At 67.4% G+C, this 19,446-nt stretch carries 17 protein-coding genes and 2 pseudogenes; 14 read left to right on the top strand and 5 right to left on the bottom strand.

What is annotated here, in order from left to right:
- Window positions 1–229 precede the first annotated feature (229 nt).
- Window positions 230–541 (bottom strand): annotated as a pseudogene (locus C9E82_RS15055) (M10 family metallopeptidase C-terminal domain-containing protein); the annotation flags it as partial.
- Between C9E82_RS15055 and C9E82_RS25040 the strand changes: the two are divergent.
- Window positions 536–670: pseudogene (locus C9E82_RS25040) on the top strand (transposase domain-containing protein); the annotation flags it as partial. The pseudogenes C9E82_RS15055 and C9E82_RS25040 overlap by 6 nt on opposite strands.
- Before the next feature lie 275 nt (window positions 671–945).
- Here C9E82_RS25040 and C9E82_RS15050 read toward each other — a convergent pair.
- The 3 genes from C9E82_RS15050 to C9E82_RS15040 are packed head-to-tail and all read right to left on the bottom strand — an operon-like array spanning window position 946 to window position 2,881.
- Window positions 946–1,488, bottom strand: a complete 543-nt coding sequence (locus C9E82_RS15050) for a flavin reductase family protein (RefSeq protein WP_119897048.1) — start codon at window positions 1,486–1,488, stop codon at window positions 946–948.
- A gap of 11 nt (window positions 1,489–1,499) precedes the next feature.
- Window positions 1,500–1,871 (bottom strand): DUF4186 domain-containing protein, encoded by a 372-nt coding sequence (locus C9E82_RS15045; protein WP_119897049.1) that lies wholly within the window; start codon window positions 1,869–1,871, stop codon window positions 1,500–1,502.
- Entirely contained in the window at window positions 1,868–2,881 is a 1,014-nt protein-coding gene (locus C9E82_RS15040; protein WP_240643441.1) for a zinc-dependent alcohol dehydrogenase family protein, read from the bottom strand. The genes C9E82_RS15045 and C9E82_RS15040 overlap by 4 nt, the downstream gene beginning before the upstream one ends.
- A gap of 337 nt (window positions 2,882–3,218) precedes the next feature.
- On the opposite strand from C9E82_RS15040, the gene C9E82_RS15035 reads away from it, so the two are divergent.
- The 9 genes from C9E82_RS15035 (at window position 3,219) to C9E82_RS14995 (ending at window position 12,958) form a co-directional block, all read left to right on the top strand.
- Entirely contained in the window at window positions 3,219–4,226 is a 1,008-nt protein-coding gene (locus tag C9E82_RS15035; RefSeq protein WP_170162007.1) for an AbrB family transcriptional regulator, read from the top strand.
- A gap of 33 nt (window positions 4,227–4,259) precedes the next feature.
- Window positions 4,260–5,033, top strand: coding sequence for an SDR family NAD(P)-dependent oxidoreductase (locus C9E82_RS15030; protein ID WP_119897051.1), 774 nt, complete (start codon window positions 4,260–4,262; stop codon window positions 5,031–5,033).
- An 82-nt stretch (window positions 5,034–5,115) separates the two neighbouring features.
- Window positions 5,116–6,078 carry a tripartite tricarboxylate transporter substrate binding protein gene (locus C9E82_RS15025; protein ID WP_119897052.1) on the top strand — a complete coding sequence of 321 codons (963 nt, stop codon included), beginning with the start codon at window positions 5,116–5,118 and terminating at the stop codon, window positions 6,076–6,078.
- 17 nt (window positions 6,079–6,095) lie between these two features.
- The gene (locus C9E82_RS15020; protein ID WP_119897053.1) at window positions 6,096–6,599 is read left to right on the top strand and encodes a tripartite tricarboxylate transporter TctB family protein; all 504 of its coding nucleotides are present in this window, start codon (window positions 6,096–6,098) and stop codon (window positions 6,597–6,599) included.
- A gap of 40 nt (window positions 6,600–6,639) precedes the next feature.
- Entirely contained in the window at window positions 6,640–8,145 is a 1,506-nt protein-coding gene (locus tag C9E82_RS15015; protein ID WP_119897075.1) for a tripartite tricarboxylate transporter permease, read from the top strand.
- 94 nt (window positions 8,146–8,239) lie between these two features.
- Window positions 8,240–9,595 carry an MmgE/PrpD family protein gene (locus C9E82_RS15010; protein WP_221035992.1) on the top strand — a complete coding sequence of 452 codons (1,356 nt, stop codon included), beginning with the start codon at window positions 8,240–8,242 and terminating at the stop codon, window positions 9,593–9,595.
- Window positions 9,596–9,637: 42 nt separating this feature from the next.
- Complete coding sequence (locus tag C9E82_RS15005; protein WP_170162008.1) at window positions 9,638–10,387, top strand: FCD domain-containing protein; 750 nt, start codon at window positions 9,638–9,640, stop codon at window positions 10,385–10,387.
- A 76-nt stretch (window positions 10,388–10,463) separates the two neighbouring features.
- Window positions 10,464–11,837 carry an MmgE/PrpD family protein gene (locus C9E82_RS15000; RefSeq protein ID WP_119897056.1) on the top strand — a complete coding sequence of 458 codons (1,374 nt, stop codon included), beginning with the start codon at window positions 10,464–10,466 and terminating at the stop codon, window positions 11,835–11,837.
- 245 nt (window positions 11,838–12,082) lie between these two features.
- Complete coding sequence (locus tag C9E82_RS14995) at window positions 12,083–12,958, top strand: helix-turn-helix domain-containing protein (protein ID WP_119897057.1); 876 nt, start codon at window positions 12,083–12,085, stop codon at window positions 12,956–12,958.
- Between the two features lie 41 nt (window positions 12,959–12,999).
- On the opposite strand, the gene C9E82_RS14990 is transcribed toward C9E82_RS14995, so the two are convergent.
- Window positions 13,000–15,171 carry a TonB-dependent siderophore receptor gene (locus C9E82_RS14990; protein WP_119897058.1) on the bottom strand — a complete coding sequence of 724 codons (2,172 nt, stop codon included), beginning with the start codon at window positions 15,169–15,171 and terminating at the stop codon, window positions 13,000–13,002.
- Between the two features lie 310 nt (window positions 15,172–15,481).
- Between C9E82_RS14990 and C9E82_RS14985 the strand changes: the two genes are divergently transcribed.
- The 4 genes from C9E82_RS14985 to C9E82_RS14970 are packed head-to-tail and all read left to right on the top strand — an operon-like array spanning window position 15,482 to window position 19,309.
- Window positions 15,482–16,465 (top strand): iron-siderophore ABC transporter substrate-binding protein, encoded by a 984-nt coding sequence (locus tag C9E82_RS14985; protein WP_119897059.1) that lies wholly within the window; start codon window positions 15,482–15,484, stop codon window positions 16,463–16,465.
- Window positions 16,462–17,487: a FecCD family ABC transporter permease gene (locus tag C9E82_RS14980; RefSeq protein WP_119897060.1), complete on the top strand. Its 1,026-nt coding sequence runs from the start codon at window positions 16,462–16,464 to the stop codon at window positions 17,485–17,487. The genes C9E82_RS14985 and C9E82_RS14980 overlap by 4 nt, the downstream gene beginning before the upstream one ends.
- Window positions 17,484–18,509 (top strand): FecCD family ABC transporter permease, encoded by a 1,026-nt coding sequence (locus C9E82_RS14975; RefSeq protein WP_119897061.1) that lies wholly within the window; start codon window positions 17,484–17,486, stop codon window positions 18,507–18,509. The genes C9E82_RS14980 and C9E82_RS14975 overlap by 4 nt, the downstream gene beginning before the upstream one ends.
- A complete protein-coding gene (locus tag C9E82_RS14970; RefSeq protein ID WP_119897062.1) occupies window positions 18,506–19,309 on the top strand; it encodes an ABC transporter ATP-binding protein in 804 nt (267 codons plus the stop codon). Before C9E82_RS14975 ends, C9E82_RS14970 begins: the two co-directional genes overlap by 4 nt.
- The last annotated feature ends 137 nt before the right edge of the window (window positions 19,310–19,446 follow it).

The raw sequence follows: 19,446 nt of genomic DNA, 5'->3' as shown, positions 1-19,446 counted from the left end.
TGCTTTGTTTTACTGTCCCACGCGGGGATTCTGGCGCGCGCATCCGGTCCTTTCAACCGCAAAGGCGCCGTGGCCGGAGCCTTGCGCGGAATTCGGCATACAACCGCCGATCACCTTCGCCCGTGGGCAGCAGGACCGCCGCCAAAGATCGGGATCATCGGCGTCGAATTGCCGGATGCGGAAGCGGCGCCGACCAGGCCGGCGCCGCATGTCCGTCGGGCGATCCCGGCTAGAGGATGAAATCATCCGCCGTCAGGCTGGTGACGCCATTCACCTGGATTTCGAAATCATGGATGCCATCGCCGTCCACGTCGCCGCGCACCAGCCGGTTGGCGCCGGACTGGACGGTCCACAGCCCATGGGCGCTGGCCTGCTGCCCGCTCCAGCTGAAGGCCTGGTCGCCGTTCAGCGTGGCATTGGCGTCGATCCCGGAAAGCTGGATCACGTCCGTGCCGGGAACGAAGTCGCGGATCACGTCGCGATTGGCGCCCTTCGCGCTGTCGCGGAGGCTGTTGAAGACGAAGATGTCGGTACGATCTCCTGTCGAGCCTGCGGTGTTGAGCCGTTTGCGTGACTCAAGCACGTCCTCACCGAATTGCCTCAGCGACCGGACGACGCCGATATTGAAGACCTGCTGCCCTTCAACTTCGCCAAGAACGATCCAGCCTGATCCGCTCCTGGCCGTGCGACCCCTCACGTAACTCTATCGCGTGCAGGGAAAAGCAGGCTTGCTTAACGGTTATCCCGGCAATGCTGCCACCATTCGATGACGGAAATCCCGCATTACTCGACCCGATCCGCTGCAATCCGCGCGGACCGTTTTGGGAAATCCGCGCCACAGCATCGTGACACGACTGATCGCCCGTGAGGGCCGCTTCTGCTTTTCCGAAGTCGCGCCTCGCCCGGCTGCCATCCTGCTCGGGTCCATCCACCGCACCGCTCTGCCTACACCCCATCGGGCAGCTTCGATCGCATCGCCTGCCTGCGGTCCAGCCTTTCGCCGTCGACAATGAAGGTGCCGTCGCCCACCGCGTGCAGGGTCCGCTTTTCCCCGCGATTGCCGTCGATCCAGGCCGCCAGCCCGTCCAGCACGACGATGCCGTGCGGCTCGATGATGTCGACCACCCGGCATTCGACATTGGCGAGGCAGTCGCGGATCAGCGGCGCGCGGACATGGCGGGCGGCCAGGCTCTGCAACCCGAACCGTTCGAACTTGTCCACCTCGGCGCCCGAGCAGGTGCCGATGCCGATCACCCTGTCGATCATGTCCAGCGTCGGGATGGCGATCACGCATTCCCGCGTCTGGCACAGCGCGGTCCAGGAATGGTTCCACGGGCCGGTGGTGATGGCGAAACGCGGGGTGAAATCCATCACCATGGTCCAGGTGATGGTCATCACGTTGTCCCGCTGGCCGTCATGCGTGGTGACCAGGGTCACCGGACCGGGCTCGATCAGGGTGAAGGCGCGGTTCAGCGGCAATTCCTGCATGATGCTTCCTTTCAGCGGGTTTGGGATTCGCCGGTCAGCCCGCCCTGTTCGATCCAGCGCATGAGGATCTCGACGATCCGGGCCTGTTCGGCCTCGCTCAGGGGCCGGCCCGGCGGGATGCCGTGCCATTTCGCCAGGCAGGACCGGCAGCAGGTGGCGGTGGCGTGCTGGGCGATGAAGACCGGATGGCCGCGCATCGGGGTCTGCCTCCCGTCGTTCTTCGGCAGGGCCGGGGCCAGCCTCGCGGCGATGAAATCCTCGGCATGGCTGCGGATCGTGGCGGGGCCCTTCGCGGCCAGGTAGGCGCGCTCCTTCGGGCCCAGCCGGAAGCGGCGGCGGAAATCCGACCGGGCGAGGCGGGCGAAAACCGTGTCCCCGCTCATGGCACCAGCACCGCCGCGCCCTGGAAACGGCCGTGGCGCAGGTCGTCCAGCGCCTCGTTGGCGCGGGCCAGGGGATAGGTCGTGGTCTCGGCCCGCACGCCCGCCCTGGGCGCAAGCGCCAGGAACTCGGCCGCGTCAGCGCGGGTCAGGTTGGCGACCGAGAGGATCTGCCGTTCCTCCCACAGGATGGAATAGGGGAAGGACGGGATGTCGCTCATGTGGATGCCGCCGCAGACCACCCGGCCGCCCTTGCGCACCGCCCGCAGCGCCAGCGGGACCAGCGCACCCACCGGCGCGAACAGGATCGCGGCGTCCAGCGGCTCGGGCGGCATCTGATCGGAACCGCCGGCCCAGGCCGCCCCCAGCTGCCGCGCCAGGGCCTGCGCGGCACCGTCGCCCGCGCGGGTGAAGGCATAGACCTCGCGCCCCTGCCAGCGCAGCACCTGCGCCAGCAGATGCGCGGCCGCGCCGAAGCCGTAAAGCCCGATCCGCCGCCCCTCGCCCGCCATCTTCAACGAGCGCCAGCCGATCAGCCCCGCGCACATCAGCGGCGCAGCGGCGACCGGATCAATGAGGCTCTCTAGCGGAAAGGCATAACCGGCATCGGCGACGACATGGGTGGCGAAGCCGCCGTCGCGGGTGAAGCCGGTGAATTGCGGCGCGTCGCAGAGGTTCTCGCGCCCCTCGGCGCAATAGGGGCAATGCCCGCAGCTGTGGCCCAGCCAGGGGACGCCGACGCGGCTGCCGGGGATCAGGGCGACGCCCGGCCCCGCGGCCTCGATGCGGCCGACGATCTCGTGGCCGGGCACGATGGGCAGCGGCCCGCCCGGCAGCTCGCCGTCCACGACATGCAGGTCGGTGCGGCAGACGGCGCAGGCCTCGACGCGCAGCCGGACCTCGCCCGGACCGGGCTGTGGCAGGGGGCGTTCCTCCCAGGCCAGCGGTTCGCCGATCCGGCGCAGGACCATGGCGCCCATCCGGCCGGCGGGAAGATGCTGCGGTGACGTCATCGGTGCCTCCTGTCGCGGGGCTTCCTGCGCATTCTGGCAGGGCCGGGACGGGCTGCCAATCGCGCATCGCCTGCCGGACCTGCGGCGAAAGGCGGCAGGGGGTGGTCCAAACGGGCAGGCGTTCGGCCTGTCCCTCGACGAGAACGGGCCGGTGCCGACGGAACGATACTGCGCCAATATTGTCGACAGTCGCCATTTTTGGTTGCCCCATGGGTATTTTCGGCTTAGCTGGACGCCGAACACAACCACTGACGGGTGAGGGATGCGTGCTTCTGTCCTTGCGTCTTGCGTTCTCATCATTGCCGGACTTGCGGGATGGATTGCCTCGGCTCTGGCATTGCCGCTGGCCTGGGTGCTGGCGCCGATGCTGGTTGTGGCGCTTGCCTCCATGTCGGGCCTTCGGATGCCCGAGATCCGCACGGGACGACGGATCGGACAGCTGATCGTCGGCTCGGCCATCGGCCTGACCATGACGCCGGAAGCGGCAGGGATGCTGGTCCTGTGGTCGCCTCTGATGGTGCTGACCGCGCTGGTCGCGATCGGCGTCACGGTGCTGCTGACGGTTCCTTTCGCCCGGCTGTCGGGGCAGGGGACGGCCACCGCCTTCTTTTCGCTGACACCCGGAGGGCTTTCGGAAATGGCCCATGTCGGCGCGGCCGAAGGCGCAAGGACCGAGGTGGTCGCCCTGGCCCAGGCGGTGCGCGTCGCCGTTCTGGTGACGCTTCTGCCGCTGCTTCTGCGGAATTTCGGCGAGGACGGCGGCCTTCTGTCACAGGAGGGGCGCCCGGATCTGCCCGCATTCGTCTATGCGGGGGTGCTGCTGGCCTGTCTGGTTTCGATCCGGCTGGTGCGCTACATCGGGGCCAACAATCCCTGGATGATCGGCGCGCTGCTGGCCGCGGCGCTTCTGGCCGGGTCGGGGCTGGTATCGGGGCGAACGCCGGCGATTCCCTTTGCGCTTGGCCAGTATCTGATCGGCATTTCCATTGGCGCCCGGTTCGAACGCGAGCGGATGAAGGGCATATTGCGCATCCTTGGCCTTGCCATGGGGATGGTGCTGGTCATGTCGCTTCTGCTGGCGGGCTATGCCTGGCTTCTGTCGCGGATCAGCGGGCAGGGGCTTTCGACGACGATCCTGCTGACCTCGCCGGGGGGGATGGCCGAGATGGCGCTGACCGCCACCGCCTTGCATCTGAATGTGATGCTGGTCGCGGGGTTTCATTTCGTCCGATCCTTCATCGTCAATGCCTATGTGTCGAATTTCTATCGCCTGTTCCTGCGCTGGGGCGTCTTCGGCCATATCGAGCGTCTTCTGGACAGGCTGGCGGGGGCGAGACGCCGCTGATCGGGACCGAACATCTGAAGGAGGAGGAAAGCGATGCAGAGGAATGGCGAAGGGGACCGGATGCTCTCGGGCCAGGTGGCGCTGGTGACCGGCGGGGTGCGGCGCATCGGACGTGCGATCGCGCTCGCCCTGGCGGGCGCGGGTGCGGATGTGGTGATCAATGCCCGCAGCTCTGCCGAAGAGGCCGGCGCCGTGTGCAAGGAGATCGAAGCCCTGGGCGCGCGCGCGGCGGTGCATCTGGCCGATGTGACCGATGAGGATCAGGTCACGCGCATGCGGGACGAGGTGCTTGATCGCTTCGGCCGTCTGGACATCCTGGTCAACAATGCGGCCATCCGGCAAGAGGCGGCACTGACCGAGATGAGCCTTGCCGAATGGCGCGGCGTGCTGTCGGTGATCCTGGACGGGGCCTTCCTGACCAGCCGCGCGTTCCTGCCTGCGATGGCCGGGCAGGGCTATGGCCGGATCATCAATATCGGCGGTGTCAGTTCCCATACCGGCGCCAGCCGGCGTGCCCATGTCGCCGCGGCCAAGGCCGGGATCGAAGGTTTCACCCGTGCGCTTGCGGTGGAATTCGCCGGTTGCGGCGTCACCGCGAATTGCGTGGTCCCCGGCAAGATCGGCGGCAAGCGTTCGGCTACGTCGGGCGAATCGTTCAGCCTGCATGGCCATGAACTCCGCCCCATCGTCGGCCGCGAGGGACGGCCCGAGGATGTCGCCGCCATGGTCCTGACGCTCTGCGGCCCCGCGGGCGGCTTCATCACCGGGCAATCGCTGCATGTGAACGGCGGTTTGTTCTTGACATGAGGCGCGAATCCCGCGAGCTTAAAATTGTCGACAGACGACAGTTTACTATCAGGGCGCAGGGAGGCGTCCGGGAGGGGGAATTATGAAGTATCATGGAATCCGGGGGCTGCTGGGCGCGGCCGCCGTCGCCACGGCCCTTGTGACCGCGCCGCCCGCCCTGGCGGATTATCCGGTCCAGACCGTCCGTCTGATCACCCATTCCAGTCCGGGGGGCGGGATGGATGTCTTCCTGCGCAAGATCGGCCAGCATCTGGGCCCGATCATGGGCGTCAATTTCGTCGTCGAGAGCGTGACCGGCAGCGGCGGGGCGGCGGCCATGGCGGCCGTGGTGAACGGCCCGAAGGATGGCAGCGTCTTCTACGGCTCGACCCCGACCCACATCATCACGTCGCTGCTCAGCAATCCGTCGGTCACCTATGAAGAGATGGCGCCGGTGGTCAATCTCTTCAACGATCCGCAGACCGTCTATGTGCTGGCCGATAGCCCCTATCAGACCCTGGGCGATATCGTGGCCGATGCGCAGGAAAATCCCTCCAGCGTCGTGGTCTCGGTTTCCACGCCCGGCTCGCTCGACCGTCAGGTGATGGAGGAGTTCCAGGCGCTCACCGAGACCTCGATGATCGTGCTGACCCATGACGGCGGCGGCGACGCGATCCTCAGCGTGCTGAACGGCACCGCCCAGGTGGGCGTCAGCGAAATCGCCGAGCTGCGCGGCCAGATGGAGGCCGGCAAGGTGCGCATCATCGCCACCTATACCGATGAGCGCGTGCCGGGCATCGGCGACGTGCCGACGGCGCGGGAACAGGGCTATGACCTGGTCGTGTCGAAATTCCGCGGCATCGCCGGCGCGAAGGACCTGCCGCCCGACGTGATCGCCGCCTGGGAAGAAGGCGTGGCGACGCTGATGAAAGATCCCGAATTCCGCGACTGGTACGAGGCCGAGGGCCTGCAGAACGCCTATCAGACCCAGGCCGAGGCGCTGGCCGCGCGTGATGAATTCGTGGTCTCGCTGCAGGCGTTCTTCGACGAATTCGGCATCAACTGACCGGGGGCTGGGGTAACATGCACAAAGCGACACTGGCTGTATCGGCAGCCCTGTTCGTTCTGGCGGTGGCCTATTGGTTCGCGGCCGATGCCATTCCCGCAAGCCGTCTGGCGGGCCAGGTCGGGGCCGATGGCCTGCCGAAGCTGCTCGGCCTCGCGCTCGGGGTGCTTTCGCTGCTGCTGGCGGGGCAGACGCTGTTCGAGATGCGCCGTGCAGCGGCCGCAGGCCAGGGAGAGGATAAGGGCGAGGGCGGCGACCGGCTGCCCGGCTCGTGGCGCGAGCATCTGCGCGCGCTCGGGCTGATCGGGATCGGGGTGGGCTATCTCCTGCTGTTGCCGCATCTGGGCTACATCGTCTCGGCCGGGCTGCTGCTGGCGGCGGTTGCGACCTATGCCGGGTTGAAGCCGTCCTGGGCCACCCTGCTTTTCGCGGTCGGTGGCGGTGTCGTCTTCTATCTGATCTTCGTGAAGATCCTGCAGATCCCGCTGCCGGCGGGGTTCTGGCCCGGACTGCTGCGGTGAACGCGGCGCTCTTTTCCACCGTGGCAATCGGAATCGTATGATGGATGGACTGACTTACGCATTGGACGCCGTGACAACGCCCTCGACGGTGCTGGCGGCGGCAGGGGGCGTCCTCTGGGGCATTCTCGGAGGGGCGCTGCCGGGGCTTTCGCCCTCGATCGCGATGGCGCTTCTGCTGCCCTTCACCTTCGACATGTCGCCGCTGGCGGCGATCATCCTGCTGACCGGCGTCTATATCGGCGCGGAATACGGCGGCTCGATCCCCGCCATCCTGATCCGCACGCCGGGCACCAATGCCGCCGCCGCCACGGTGATCGACGGCTATACGCTGCATCAGCAGGGCCGAGGCGGCGAGGCGCTCGGCCTGTCGCTGGTCGCGGGCACCATCGCCGGGCTGGTCGGGCTGGTCTGCCTCGTGCTGCTGACCGCGCCGCTGTCGGCGCTGGCGCTCTATTTCAAGCCGCCGGCCTATTTCGCCCTGGCCTTCCTGGGTCTCAGCATCATCGCGGCGCTGTCCGAGGGCTCGCTGATCAAGGGGCTGATCATGGGGGTGATCGGGCTGATGGTGGCGACGGTCGGGACCGATCCGCTGTCCGGCGTCACGCGCTTTACCTTCGGCGAGCCGGATCTTCTGGGCGGCATCGACTATATCTTCGTCATGCTGGGCGTCTTCGCCGTGGCCGAACTGATGTCGAAGGTAGCAGAGAAAGACGGGGTCGAGGGCGGCGCCATCAGCAAGGCCGTGGCGCGCGTGAAGCTGCCCGGCCTGCGCAAGCTGTGGGATCTGCGGCGCGCCCAGGCCATCGGCACCACCGTGGGCATCATCGAGGGGCCGATCCCCGGCGCGGGCGGCACGGTCGCGGCCTTCCTGTCCTATAACGAGGCGAAGCGCTGGTCGAAGACGCCCGAGAAATTCGGCAAGGGCTCGGAAGAAGGCGTGGTCGCGCCCGAGGCCGCGAACAATGCCGTCACCTCCAGCGCGCTGATCCCGACGCTGTCCTTCGGCATCCCCGGCTCGAATTCCATGGCGATCCTGCTGGGCGGTCTGCTGATCCATGGCATCCAGCCGGGGCCGATGCTGCTGACCTCGCGCCCGGATCTGGTCTATGGGCTGTTCGGCGGGCTGTTCATGTCGAATCTCTTCATGCTGATCTTCGGCCTTCTGGTGTTGGGCCCGGCGATCTGGCTGGTGAACCGGCCCAAGCCCTACCTGACCGCCGGGATCTTCATGGTCGTGCTGTCGGGGATCTATGTGATCAACCAGAGCCTGTTCGATTTCTGGATCGTGCTGATCGCCGGGATCATCGGCTACGGGATGCGGCTGCTGAAATTCCCGGTGCTGCCGCTGATCCTGGGGATCGTGCTGGGATACATGGTGGAATCCAACTATCGCCGCTCGCTTCTGCTGACCAATGGCGAGCATCGGGTGTTCCTCGAAAACCCGCTGAGCCTCGGCCTGCTGATCTGCGCCGGGCTGATCATCGGACTGGCGATCCTGAGCGAGATCCGGCGTTTCCGGCGCCCGGGGATCGCGGCCCACGGCTGACGACGCAAGGGGCCGCCCCCAGGCGGGCGGCCCGCATATCCTGAGGAAAGACAGAACGATGGGAAAACACATGCTCGTTTCGGCCGGGGAGGCAGTGGCGGAACAATTCGCCGGCTGGGCGGCGGGGCTGCGGGCCGAGGATATTCCCGCCGAGGTCCGGGCGCGTGCGCAAGAGGCGCTGATCGACCATCTCGGTCTCGTCGTCTCGGCGCGGAACGAACCCTATGTTGCGGCCGTGCTGGCAGGGCTCGACAGTCGCGGCGCCTGCACCGCCTTCGGTCGCGCGGAGGGTTTCGACATGGCCGGCGCCGCGCTTCTGAACGGCACCGCCGCCCATGGAGAGGATTACGACGACACCTTCGAAGGCACGCCCATGCATCCCGGTGCCGCGATCATCCCGGCGGTGCTGGCGGCGGCGGAACATTCCGGCGCGACGGGCGAGGCGGTCCTTTGCGGCATCGTCGCCGGGGCCGAGCTGATGTGCCGCATGGCGATCGTCGCCCCGATGGCGCAGCACCGGGCGGGCTTTCATCCCACCGCCGTGGCCGGGGCGATGGGGGCGGCGGCGGCGGTCTCGGTCGTGCTGGGACTGAATGCGAAACAGGCCACGGATGCGCTTGGCATCGCGGGCAGCATGGCCTCGGGGATCATCGAATACCTGGCCGAGGGAACCTGGACCAAGCGTTTGCATCCCGGATGGGCCGCGCAAAGCGGCGTCCGCGCCGCCCATTTCGCGCGCGGCGGGTTCAAGGGGCCGCGCACCGTCTTCGAGGGCGAACACGGCTTCTTCTACGCCTTCGGCACGGCCAGCATCCCCCCCGATATCAGTCGCATCACCGAGGATCTGGGCCGGTGCTGGCATTTCGCGGATATCGCCTTCAAGCCCTATGCCTGCGGCACCATGGTGCAGCCCTTCATCGATTGCGCCATCGCCCTTGCGCGCGAGGGGCTGGAGGTGTCGCAGATCGACAGCATCCTGTGCAAGGTCGGCGAGGGCACGGTGCATCGGCTGTGGGAGCCTCTGGCCGAGAAGCGCCGCCCCACGACCCCCTATTCCGCCAAGTTCAGCGTGCCTTACGGCGTGGCGGTCGGACTTCTGGACAGGCAGGCCGGGCTCAGCCAGTTCACCGAGGAACGGATCCGGGATGCCGCGCTTCTCGATCTGACCGGGCGGATCGGCTACGAGATCGACCCCGGCGACGAATATCCCCGCAACTACACCGGCACCGTCATCGCGACCCTGAAGGATGGCGGCACCCGCATCGCGCGCCAGCCCCACCTGCGTGGCGGGCGCCGCGAGCGGCTGCCTCGGGCGGAGATCGTCGCGAAATTTCGGGCCAATTGCGGTTTCGGCGGCTGGGACGCCGAACGCACCGAGGCGCTGCTTTCGGCGGCAGAGTCGCTGTTTATGGCAGAGAATATGGCTATGCTTGCAGGATTCCGCGGGTAGAACGCCGAGGAAGGATCCGGGATTGATACAGGTGATGGCATGATGGGCGGAACCAGGCCGCAAAGCGAAGAAACCGACCAGCCGGGCACGTCCGGCATCCGCTTCCTGAAGGGAAATTCCCTCAGCGAACTGGTCCGCCACGAGATCGAGGCGATGATCGTCGCCGGCCACTTCGCGCCGAACGAGCGGATCAACGAGATGAGCCTTGCGGCGCAATGCGGCGTCAGCCGGGCGCCGGTGCGCGAGGCCTGCCGGGCGCTGGCGGCGGTGGGCTTGCTGGAATATATCCCCAACCGCGGGCTTTTCGTGCGCCAGATGGACGAGGCAGAGCTGCGCGAGGTGGATATCGCGCGCGGCTTCGCCTTCGGTGCGGTCGCCTGGAGCCTTGCGGAAAACGTCACGCCGGCGCAGCTGCACGAACTGCGCGGCCATATCCTGGGGATGGACGAGGCTGTCGCCGCCGACGATGTCAGCGCCTATTACCCGCTGAATGTCGCGTTCCACAGCGCGCTTTGCGAGATGTGCGGCAATCGCAGACTGGCCGGCACCTATCAGGGCTTCGCGCGCGAGCTGCATGTCCAGCGCTTCCGGGGTCTGTCGGCCCCCGCAAGCCTGCATCTGTCGAACCGCGAACATGGCCAGATCGTCGAGGCCGTCGCCGCGCGTGACCCGCAGGCGGCATTCGATGCAGCGCGGGGACATGTGATGAACGGCTATGCCCGGATCCTCGAGCAGCGCCGCGCCATGGAGGAATTGCAAGCAGGCGAGTCTGCGGAAGACCCGCCCCCCTGACGACGGACGGGGCCCAGGGCAGGCTGAACGCATCCCTGGGGCCGTTCCGGGAATTTGACAACTGAAAGGCTATGAAATGACCGACATTTCGGTGACCCGCAATCTTGCGGAATGGATTGTTGCACTCCGCGCCCAGGATATTCCCGACGCCGTTCGGGCCGAAGGTCTGCGCACCTTCGTCAACTGGTTCGGCTGCGCGATCGGGGGGGCGAACCATGTCACCGCAGACCGCGCGATCGCGGCGCTTGCCCCCTTTGCAGGCCAGCCCCAGGCTGGGGTGATCGGGCGCGGGGAAAGGACCGATGTTCTGCATGCCGCGCTGTTCAACGGCATCACCTCGCATGTGCTGGATTATGACGACACCCATATGAAGACGATCATCCATCCCGCCGGGCCGGTCGCCTCGGCGCTGATGGCGGTGGCCGGATACCGGCCGGTCTCGGGCGCCGATCTGCTGGATGCGCTGATCGTCGGGGTCGAGGTGGAATGCCGCATCGGCAACGCCGTCTATCCGCATCATTACGACCGCGGCTGGCATATCACCGGGACTGCGGGCGTCTTCGGCGCCGCGGCGGCAATGTCCAAACTGCTGGGACTGGACGCGGAACGGACGACCTGGGCGCTCGGGATCGCGGCCACCCAGTCCTCGGGGCTGCGAGAGATGTTCGGGACGATGTGCAAGAGCCTGCATCCCGGGCGCGCGGCGCAGAACGGCGCGGCGGCGGCCTTTCTGGCCGAGGCCGGTTTCGACAGCTCGCTGCGCGGCATCGAGGCGCCGCGCGGCTTTGCCAACGTTCTTTCGGACAAGCAGGACTATACCGAAATTCTCGGAGATCTGGGCAGCCGTTGGGAGGCCGCGCTGAACAGCTACAAGCCCTTCGCCTGCGGGATCGTCATTCACCCCACCATCGACGGATGCCGCCAGTTGCGCAAGCAGCTGGGCGCGGACGTGGCCGGCATTGCCTCGGTCCAGCTGACCACGCATCCGCTGGTGCTGGAACTGACCGGAAAACGCAGGCCGCAGACCGGCCTGGAAACCAAGTTCAGCGTCTATCACGCCGCGGCCGTCGCCTTGCTGCACGGTGACGGATCACCCACGGCCTTCACCGATGAGATCGCCCTTGATCCCCGTGTCATCGCCTTGCGCGACAAGGTCACCGCGACGGCGGGCGACATCGCCGAGGACGAGGTGCGGATCACGCTTGTCATGCAGGACGGGCGGCGGATCGATCATCATGTTGAACACGCGATCGGCAGCGTCGAACGCCCGCTGACCAATGAGGAACTGGACGATAAATTCCTGCGCCAGTCGGCGCTGGTCATCGGCGAGGAACAAACCCGCGATGCGCTGGACCTGGCCTGGAAGCTGCCGGAACTGGCTTCTCCGGCCGAGCTGGTCGGCGCGACCGTCCCGCATCCGGGCGGCCTGGTCGCCACCGTCGCCCGGTGAGGTCTTGCCATGTGTCGGAGGGCGCCCAGCCCTCCGTGCGCAAGACAGGGGCACCGATCGGCACCACCATGCGCCGCCATCGCCCCCGATATTGCCAAGGCCGGCCGTTTCCCCCATCATGCGTGATCGACAATGGATAGCTTCCCAGAGATGACGCCTCGCGCCCGCCGCGCCGCGCCTGACAGGCACGCCATCTGGATACTCAGCACGAGCGGGGCTTTCGGACGATGAGCTATCGTCACTCCATGATCTGTTACACCAATGGCATCAGCTGCGTGTCGCCGATGAAATGGCGCGGGCTGGACGGGCTGGTCAGCGTCTATTGGCAGGCCGAGGGGCAGGCCGATGCGCATGGCTATTATCTGTCGCCCGACCCGCGCATCATGTTCTTCTTCGACGACGTGTCCGCGCATATCCTGATCTCGAACCGCGACGACCAGATGCGGCGCAGCGGGCGGCCGATGATGCGGGCGCTCTATGTCCCGGCGGGCGTGCCGATGTGGTCGCGCTTTACCGGCCATCACGTCTTCGCGCATCTGGACCTGCATATCCACAAGGACCGGATGATGCGATTCCTGACGCCGACGGTGGGGGCCTCCGCCGCCCTGGCCGCGCTGCGCCGCCCGGTCGAGATCCAGGACGCCGATGCGATCCACACCCTTGCCGGGCTTCTGGTCGGAGAGGTCGCACAGCCCTCGCGCCACGCGGTTTTCGCCGAAAGCCTGGTCGGCAGCATCGTGACCGGGCTTCTGGATATTCCCGATGACGCCGCCGGGCGTGCCAGCGGCGGGTTGACCCCGGCGCAGATGAACCGCCTTGTCGCGCGTCTCGAAAAGGCCGGCGACCATCGCCTGACCGTGGCCGAGATGGCCGCGACCGTGGGGCTGTCGGAAAGCTGGTTCGCGACGGTGTTCAAGCAGACCACCGGGCAGACGCCGCTGCAATGGCAGATGGCGCAGCGTATCGGTCAGGCGCAGAAGCTGCTGGTCCAGACCGACCTGACCGTCGCCGATATCGCGGCCCAGATCGGCTTTTCCGACCAGGCGCATCTGACGCGCGTGTTCCGCCAGGTCGCCGGGGAAACGCCCGCCGCCTGGCGGCGGATGCAGCTGGTCGGCTGAGGGACCGGCCATCGCGACACCGACGGCCGGGCCCGCAGGCCTTACCAGCTGTGGCGCAGCGTCACCGCCACGGTGCGGCCCGGATTGTAGTAATCCGCCGTGCCCCGCCCGACGACATGCTGCTCGTCCAGCAGGTTGCTGATATTGATGGCCAGGTTCGTGTTCTCCTGCACCTGGTAGTTGAAGGCCGCATCCAGCGTGACCGACGCATCGGCCTTGCCGGTATCGTTCGAGATCGCATGGAAATACGACCCGATATAGCGCGCGCCCAGGCCGAAGCGCATGTCGCCGCGGCTTTCATTGCCTTCGAGCGTATAGTTCAGCCACAGCGACGCCATGTGGTTCGGCACTTCCGCGAACTCGTTGCCTTCGACGTCGACGCCCCGGATCGGGTCGGACCGAACGACCTTGGAATCCATGTAGGAATAGGAGGCGATCAGGTCGAGATTGTTCGCCAGTTCGGCCTTGCCCTCCAGGTCGAAGCCGCGCACGCGCTGTTCGCCGACCAGTTCGCGGGTGATGTTGCCGGTATCTGGATCGACGACGGCGACGGAGACGTTGTTCTTGGTCAGGTCATAGATCGAGGCCGAGATCAGCGCGTTCGTGCCAAGCGGCTGATATTTCAGGCCCAGTTCATACTGCTCGCCTCGCTGCAACTCGGCCCCCACGTTCTCCATGTTCGGAGGTGCCACGGATTCGACATAACTGGCGTAGGCCGAGATTTCGGGGCTGAACTTGTAGGTCAGTGCGGCTCGATATGAGGTTTGCGAATAATCGTTGCTTTCGTCGTAGGGGACCCGAACGCCGTCCGTCAGATTCCAGCCCTTGCTGGAAATATCCAGCCAGTCGTGGCGCAGACCAACCGTCGCGATGAACTGGTCGTTGAAGGAAATGTTCTGCTGCACGAAAAGCGACTGCGTCCGATAGTCGTTCTCGCGAAGCCGGTAAGGTGCAGCCAATGCGCCCGGCGCACCCGAATAGACCGGATTGGCCACGTCGATCGGCGTATAGAGGCCATAGAAAGGCAGCTCTGTCGCCGACGCGTCGCGGAACTCGATGCCGCCCAGGGTGCTGCTGTCGAAGCTGTCGAAGCTGCGGTCGTATTGCAGGACGACGTTGCCGATCAGTTCCCTGGCCGTGGAATCGCCGCCGAAATACCAGCGGTCCACCATCGTGCCGACGCGGGCCGCGCTATCCGACAGATAGACATAGCCGAAATCGCTTTTCAGGTCGCTGTAGCGCAGGTTCGCCCGCAGGCGCAGGCCGCTGTCGAACTCATGCTCGAATAGGGCGCTGATGCTGGAGCGTTCCACGTTCTGATAGTTGAAGTCCGGCTCTCCGAAGAAGTCGCTGCGGTCATATTCGCGATCCAGCGGATAGCCGCCGCTGTTGGGCGTGTTCTCGCGCTTCAGGTAATCCGCGATGACGCTGAGCTTCGTCACCGCGCTCGGCTGCCAGCTCAGGCCACCCATCAGGAAGGTGGAATCGTTGCGCGAATGGTCGTATTCCCGCTCGCCGTCCTGGACCTTGGCGGTCAGGCGCCAGGCCAGCGTCTGGTCCGCGTCCAGCGTGTCGCCCAGGTCGAAGCCGTATTCCGCGTTGCGCGGCGATCCGATCGAGCCGTAGGCTTCGCCGAAACGCTCGAAACGCGGCTGCTTGGTCACGAAGTTGATCGTGCCGCCCGGATCCGAGGTGCCGAACAGCGTCGAGTTGCCGCCGCGGATGACCTCGACCCGCTCATAGGCGAAGGGTTCTTCGCGCGTCGCGCGCATCGAGCCCAGGGTCAGCCCGTCGCGATAGGTCGTCGCCTGGAACCCGCGCACCAGGTAATATTCGTTGCGGTCGTCCGTCCCGTAATAATCGGTATGGATGCCCGCCGAATAGCTCAGCACCTCTTCCAGCGTGGTCGCCCTGCGGTCGCGGATTTCCTTTTCGGTGATGACCGACACCGAGGCCGGGGTGTCGAGGATGCTGGTCGCCACCTTGCCGCCGACCCACAATTCGCTGGCGACGATCGTGTTCGCATCGTCGTCGAACGGGCCGCTGGCGCTGATGATGATCGGCGAAAGCCGCAGCGGCGCGTCCTCGGTTCCCGCCCCGGATTCCGGCGGGACGGTTTCCTGGGCAAGCGCCGGGGATGCGATCAGCGCGGTGCAGCCCAGCAGCAGGGCGGTAAGGTGGCGGCGGGGGCCGCGCCGGATGTCATGTGCCATGGTTCAAGGTCCCGCATGGATGTTGTCGTTGCTGCTGGCTGCCTGCGGATCAGAAGGGGTCCGAGGCTGGCTGGCCCTGGAATGACGTCAAGCCCTCCGCGCCCGAGTCTGGGGCAGGGCCCGAGGCTGGGGCAGGGACGGCGTGGCGATCATGCTGGCGGCGCTTCTAGGGCCGGCGGCGCGGGCCTGTCTTGTAGAATCCCACTTTTTTTGTCGGAATCTTTGGGAAAATGCGGATACCCTGGCCGGCACGGGTTGACGCATGTCCCCTTGCGCGGGAAATCCGCAGGCAAACCTGCCAGGAAAGGCCATGACGATGCGGATTCTGCGCCCTGCGATGCTGGTCCTGATGACGACTGCCGCCCCCGCCCCTGCGGATGAGGCCGGGTTTCCCGTCAGCATCCCGCACGCCTTCGGCACCACGACGATCACGGAAAAGCCGCAGCGGGTGGCGACGGTCGCCTCGGGAAATCACGAGGTGCCGCTGGCGCTGGGGGTGGTGCCGGTGGGCATGGCGGCGGCGAATTACGGCGATGACGATGGCGATGGCGTGCTGCCCTGGGTCGAGGAGAAGTTGGCCGAACTGGGCGAGGACACCCCCGCCCTGTTCGACGAGGGCGACGGCATCGATTTCGAGGCCGTCGCGGCGACCGCCCCCGACGTGATCCTGGCCGCCTATTCCGGGCTGACGCAGGCCGATTACGACACGCTGAGCCGGATCGCCCCGGTCGTCGCCTACCCGGACTCGCCCTGGACCACCGATTGGCGGCAGATGATCCGCATGAACAGCGCGGGCATGGGCATGGCGGCCGAGGGCGAGGCGCTGATCGCGGCGATGGAGGCGCAGATCGCCGACACGCTGGCCGCGCATCCCGCCTTGCAGGGCAAGACCGCGATGTTCGTGACGCATCTGGACACCACGAATCTCAGCGTCGTGAATTTCTACACGGCCAACGACACGCGGGTGAAGTTCTTCCAGGATCTTGGCCTTTCCATGCCGAAAAGCGTCGTGGACGCCAGCCAGCCGGGCAGGTTCGCCGGCTCGGTCAGCGCCGAGAACATCGACGCCTTCGAGGATGTGGACATCGTCGTGACCTATGGCAGCCTGCTGCTTCTGGCCGCGATGAAGGTCGATCCGCTGGTCAGCCACATGCCCGCCGTCGCCAATGACAGCATCGTCATGCTGAAGAACGATCCGGTCGGGAACGCGGCGAATCCGACGCCCCTGGGCATCGCCTGGGTGCTGGACGATTACGTCGCCATGCTGGCCGAGGCCGCGCAGAAAGCCGAATGACCGAGGCCGCGACCATCCCGCTGCGCAGCCCGGCGCGCGCGCGCCTGCTGTGGCTGGTTGTGGTGCTGGCCGCGCTGCTGCTGCTTGGCGCGCTGTCGGTGGCCATCGGCACGCGGCAGGTGGGGCTTGACGACATCCTTGCCGGGCTGCGAGGCGAGGTCGGCACGATTGCGCAGGCCGCCGTCTCGGCGCGCATTCCGCGCACGGTCCTGGCGGTTCTGGCCGGCGCCTCCCTTGGTCTTTCGGGGGCGCTGATGCAGGGCGTGACGCGCAATCCGCTGGCCGATCCGGGCATCCTGGGGGTGAATACCGGCGCGGCGCTGGCCGTCGTCGTCGCGGTGGCGTGGTTCCAGATCAGCGCCGCGCAGAGCTTCATCTGGGTCGCGATCCTCGGCGCGGGCGCGACGGCGGTCTTCGTCTATGCCATCGGCTCGCTTGGCCGGGGCGGCGCGACGCCGCTGAAGCTGGCGCTGGCGGGGACGGCGACCTCGATCGCGCTTTATTCGCTGGTGGTGGCGGTGATGCTGACGCGCGGCGACATCGCCGGCGGCCTGCAGGCCTGGCAGATCGGCGGCGTCGGCGGGGCGACCTTCGCGCGGATGGGGCCCGTGCTGCCCTTCCTGGCGGCGGGGCTTTTGCTGGCGATGGCCTCGGCGCGCAAGCTGAACTCTCTGGCGCTTGGGGACGAGATGGCGGCGGGACTGGGCGAGCGTGTCGCACTTGCGCGCGCCATGGCGGCGCTGTCGGCGATCCTGCTCTGCGGAGCGACAACGGCGGTCTGCGGGCCCATCGGCTTCGTCGGGCTGATCGTGCCGCATCTGTGCCGGTTGCTGGTGGGGGTCGATCATCGCTGGCTGCTGCCCTTCTCGGCCCTGACCGGCGCGGCGCTGCTGGTCGCCTCCGACGTCGCCGGCCGCATCATCGCCCGCCCCGCAGAGCTGGACGTGGGCATCGTCACCGCCTTCATCGGCGCGCCCTTCTTCATCTGGATCGTCCGCCGCCAGAGGGTCCGGGACCTATGACCGCCGAGGCCATCACCGCCGGGCGCCTGCGCCGCGCGCGTTACCGCAGCCGGGTGATCTGGACGGCGCTGGTCCTGCTGGCGGCGGGGTTTGCCGTCACGCTGATGCTGGGCCAGAGCTTCACCCCGCCGCAGGACGTGCTGCGGGTGCTGGCCGGGCAGGAGGTGCCGGGCGCCTCTTTCACCGTCGGCCAGCTGCGCCTCCCGCGCGCGGTCCTGGCGATCCTTGCGGGCCTGTCCTTCGGCCTTGGCGGCGCGGCCTTCCAGATCATGCTGCGCAACCCGCTGGCCAGCCCCGACATCATCGGCATCAGCTCGGGCGCCAGCGCCGCGGCGGTCTTCGCCATCGTCGTCATGGGCCTCGACGGCGCGGCGGTGTCGGTCTTTGCGGTCGTCGCCGGGCTTGGCGTCGCGATCGCGATCTATGCGCTGTCCTTTCGCGGCGGCGTCGCGGGCACGCGGCTGATCCTGGTCGGCATCGGCGTGCAGGCGATGATGCAGAGCTTCATCTCCTACACGCTGTCGCGCGCGCCCTCGTGGGACCTGCAAGAGGCGATCCGCTGGCTGGCGGGCAGCCTGAACGGCGCGCAGCTGGCGCAGGCCGTGCCGGTGCTGCTGTCGCTGCTGGTCTTCGGCGGGCTTCTGGTGATGCGCACGCGGGATCTGGAGGCGCTGCGGCTGGGCGACGACGCGGCCTCGGCGCTTGGCACCGATGTCGGGCGGACCCGCGCGGTCGTGGTGGTCGCGGCGGTCGGGCTGATCGCGGTGGCGACGGCGGTGGTCGGGCCGATCTCCTTCGTCGCCTTCCTGGCCGGGCCGATCGCGGCGCGGATCGTCGGGCCGAACGGCTCGGCCCTGCTGCCCGCCGCGCTGGTGGGCGCGGCGCTGGTGCTGGCCGGCGACTATGCGGGGCAGTTCCTGCTGCCGGGGCGCTATCCGGTCGGCGTCGTGACCGGGGCGCTTGGCGCGCCCTACCTGATCTACCTCATCATCCACGTCAACCGCACCGGAGCGTCGCTGTGACCGCCCATACCCTTTCCGTCCAGCAGCTGTCGGCCGGCTATGGCGACCGGCTGATCCTTCAGGGGCTGAACCTCGACGTGCTGCCGGGCCGGGTGACGGCGATCGTCGGGGCCAATGCCTGCGGGAAATCGACGCTGCTGCGCGCGATGTCGCGGCTGCTGGCGCCGCGCGGCGGGCAGGTGCTGCTGGACGGCAAGGCAGTGCATCGCATGGCGCCGCGCAAGCTGGCGCAGGTGCTGGGCCTCTTGCCGCAATCGCCCGTGGCGCCCGAGGGGATCACCGTCGCCGACCTGGTCAGCCGCGGCCGCCATCCGCATCACGGCATCCTGTCGCGCTGGAACCGCGCCGACGACGAGGCCGTCGCCGCCGCGCTGGAGGCCACCCGCACCACCGACCTGGCCGAGCGCGCCGTGGACGAGTTGTCGGGCGGGCAGCGCCAGCGCGTCTGGATCGCGATGGCGCTGGCGCAGGAGACCGACCTGCTGCTGCTGGACGAGCCGACGACCTTCCTGGACATCGCCCATCAGGTCGAGGTGCTGGACCTGCTGTGCGACCTGAACCAGCGGCGCGGCACGACCATCGTGATGGTGCTGCACGACCTGAACCTTGCCGCGCGCTATGCCGATCACCTGGTGGCGATGGCGGCGGGGCGGCTGCATGTGTCGGGCAGCCCGGACGAGGTGCTGACGGCGGCGAATGTGCGGGCGGTCTTCGGGCTGGACAGCCGGATCATCCCGGACCCGGTCTCGGGGCGGCCGATGATGCTGCCCATCGGGCGGCACCGGATGGCGGGCGCCTGACCCGCCGGATCAAAGGCCGGACCAGCGGAAGCGGCGGCAGCGGCGCTTGTCCCGCTGCCGGGCCTGCCCTTCGGATTTGAAAGCAAGGGTCGGGACGCGGCGGGGCGGTGGCGGCGCCTATCATCACGACCTATGTG

Source organism: Paracoccus sigandri, from assembly GCF_003709565.1.
GTDB classification, from domain to species: domain Bacteria; phylum Pseudomonadota; class Alphaproteobacteria; order Rhodobacterales; family Rhodobacteraceae; genus Paracoccus; species Paracoccus siganidrum.
This window is presented reverse-complemented; position numbering and strand designations above follow the sequence as displayed.

What these genes read in the sequence shown, in the direction of transcription:
- C9E82_RS15020 (WP_119897053.1), top strand. Translation starts at nt 6,096, where the DNA reads ATGCACAAAGCGACACTGGCTGTATCGGCAGCCCTGTTCGTTCTGGCG.
- C9E82_RS14985 (WP_119897059.1), top strand. Translation starts at nt 15,482, where the DNA reads ATGACGATGCGGATTCTGCGCCCTGCGATGCTGGTCCTGATGACGACT.
- C9E82_RS15030 (WP_119897051.1), top strand. Translation starts at nt 4,260, where the DNA reads ATGCAGAGGAATGGCGAAGGGGACCGGATGCTCTCGGGCCAGGTGGCG.
- C9E82_RS15015 (WP_119897075.1), top strand. Translation starts at nt 6,640, where the DNA reads ATGGATGGACTGACTTACGCATTGGACGCCGTGACAACGCCCTCGACG.
- C9E82_RS15005 (WP_170162008.1), top strand. Translation starts at nt 9,638, where the DNA reads ATGGGCGGAACCAGGCCGCAAAGCGAAGAAACCGACCAGCCGGGCACG.
- C9E82_RS15040 (WP_240643441.1), bottom strand. Translation starts at nt 2,881, where the DNA reads ATGACGTCACCGCAGCATCTTCCCGCCGGCCGGATGGGCGCCATGGTC.
- C9E82_RS14990 (WP_119897058.1), bottom strand. Translation starts at nt 15,171, where the DNA reads ATGGCACATGACATCCGGCGCGGCCCCCGCCGCCACCTTACCGCCCTG.
- C9E82_RS15050 (WP_119897048.1), bottom strand. Translation starts at nt 1,488, where the DNA reads ATGCAGGAATTGCCGCTGAACCGCGCCTTCACCCTGATCGAGCCCGGT.
- C9E82_RS15045 (WP_119897049.1), bottom strand. Translation starts at nt 1,871, where the DNA reads ATGAGCGGGGACACGGTTTTCGCCCGCCTCGCCCGGTCGGATTTCCGC.
- C9E82_RS15025 (WP_119897052.1), top strand. Translation starts at nt 5,116, where the DNA reads ATGAAGTATCATGGAATCCGGGGGCTGCTGGGCGCGGCCGCCGTCGCC.
- C9E82_RS14980 (WP_119897060.1), top strand. Translation starts at nt 16,462, where the DNA reads ATGACCGAGGCCGCGACCATCCCGCTGCGCAGCCCGGCGCGCGCGCGC.
- C9E82_RS15000 (WP_119897056.1), top strand. Translation starts at nt 10,464, where the DNA reads ATGACCGACATTTCGGTGACCCGCAATCTTGCGGAATGGATTGTTGCA.
- C9E82_RS14995 (WP_119897057.1), top strand. Translation starts at nt 12,083, where the DNA reads ATGATCTGTTACACCAATGGCATCAGCTGCGTGTCGCCGATGAAATGG.
- C9E82_RS14975 (WP_119897061.1), top strand. Translation starts at nt 17,484, where the DNA reads ATGACCGCCGAGGCCATCACCGCCGGGCGCCTGCGCCGCGCGCGTTAC.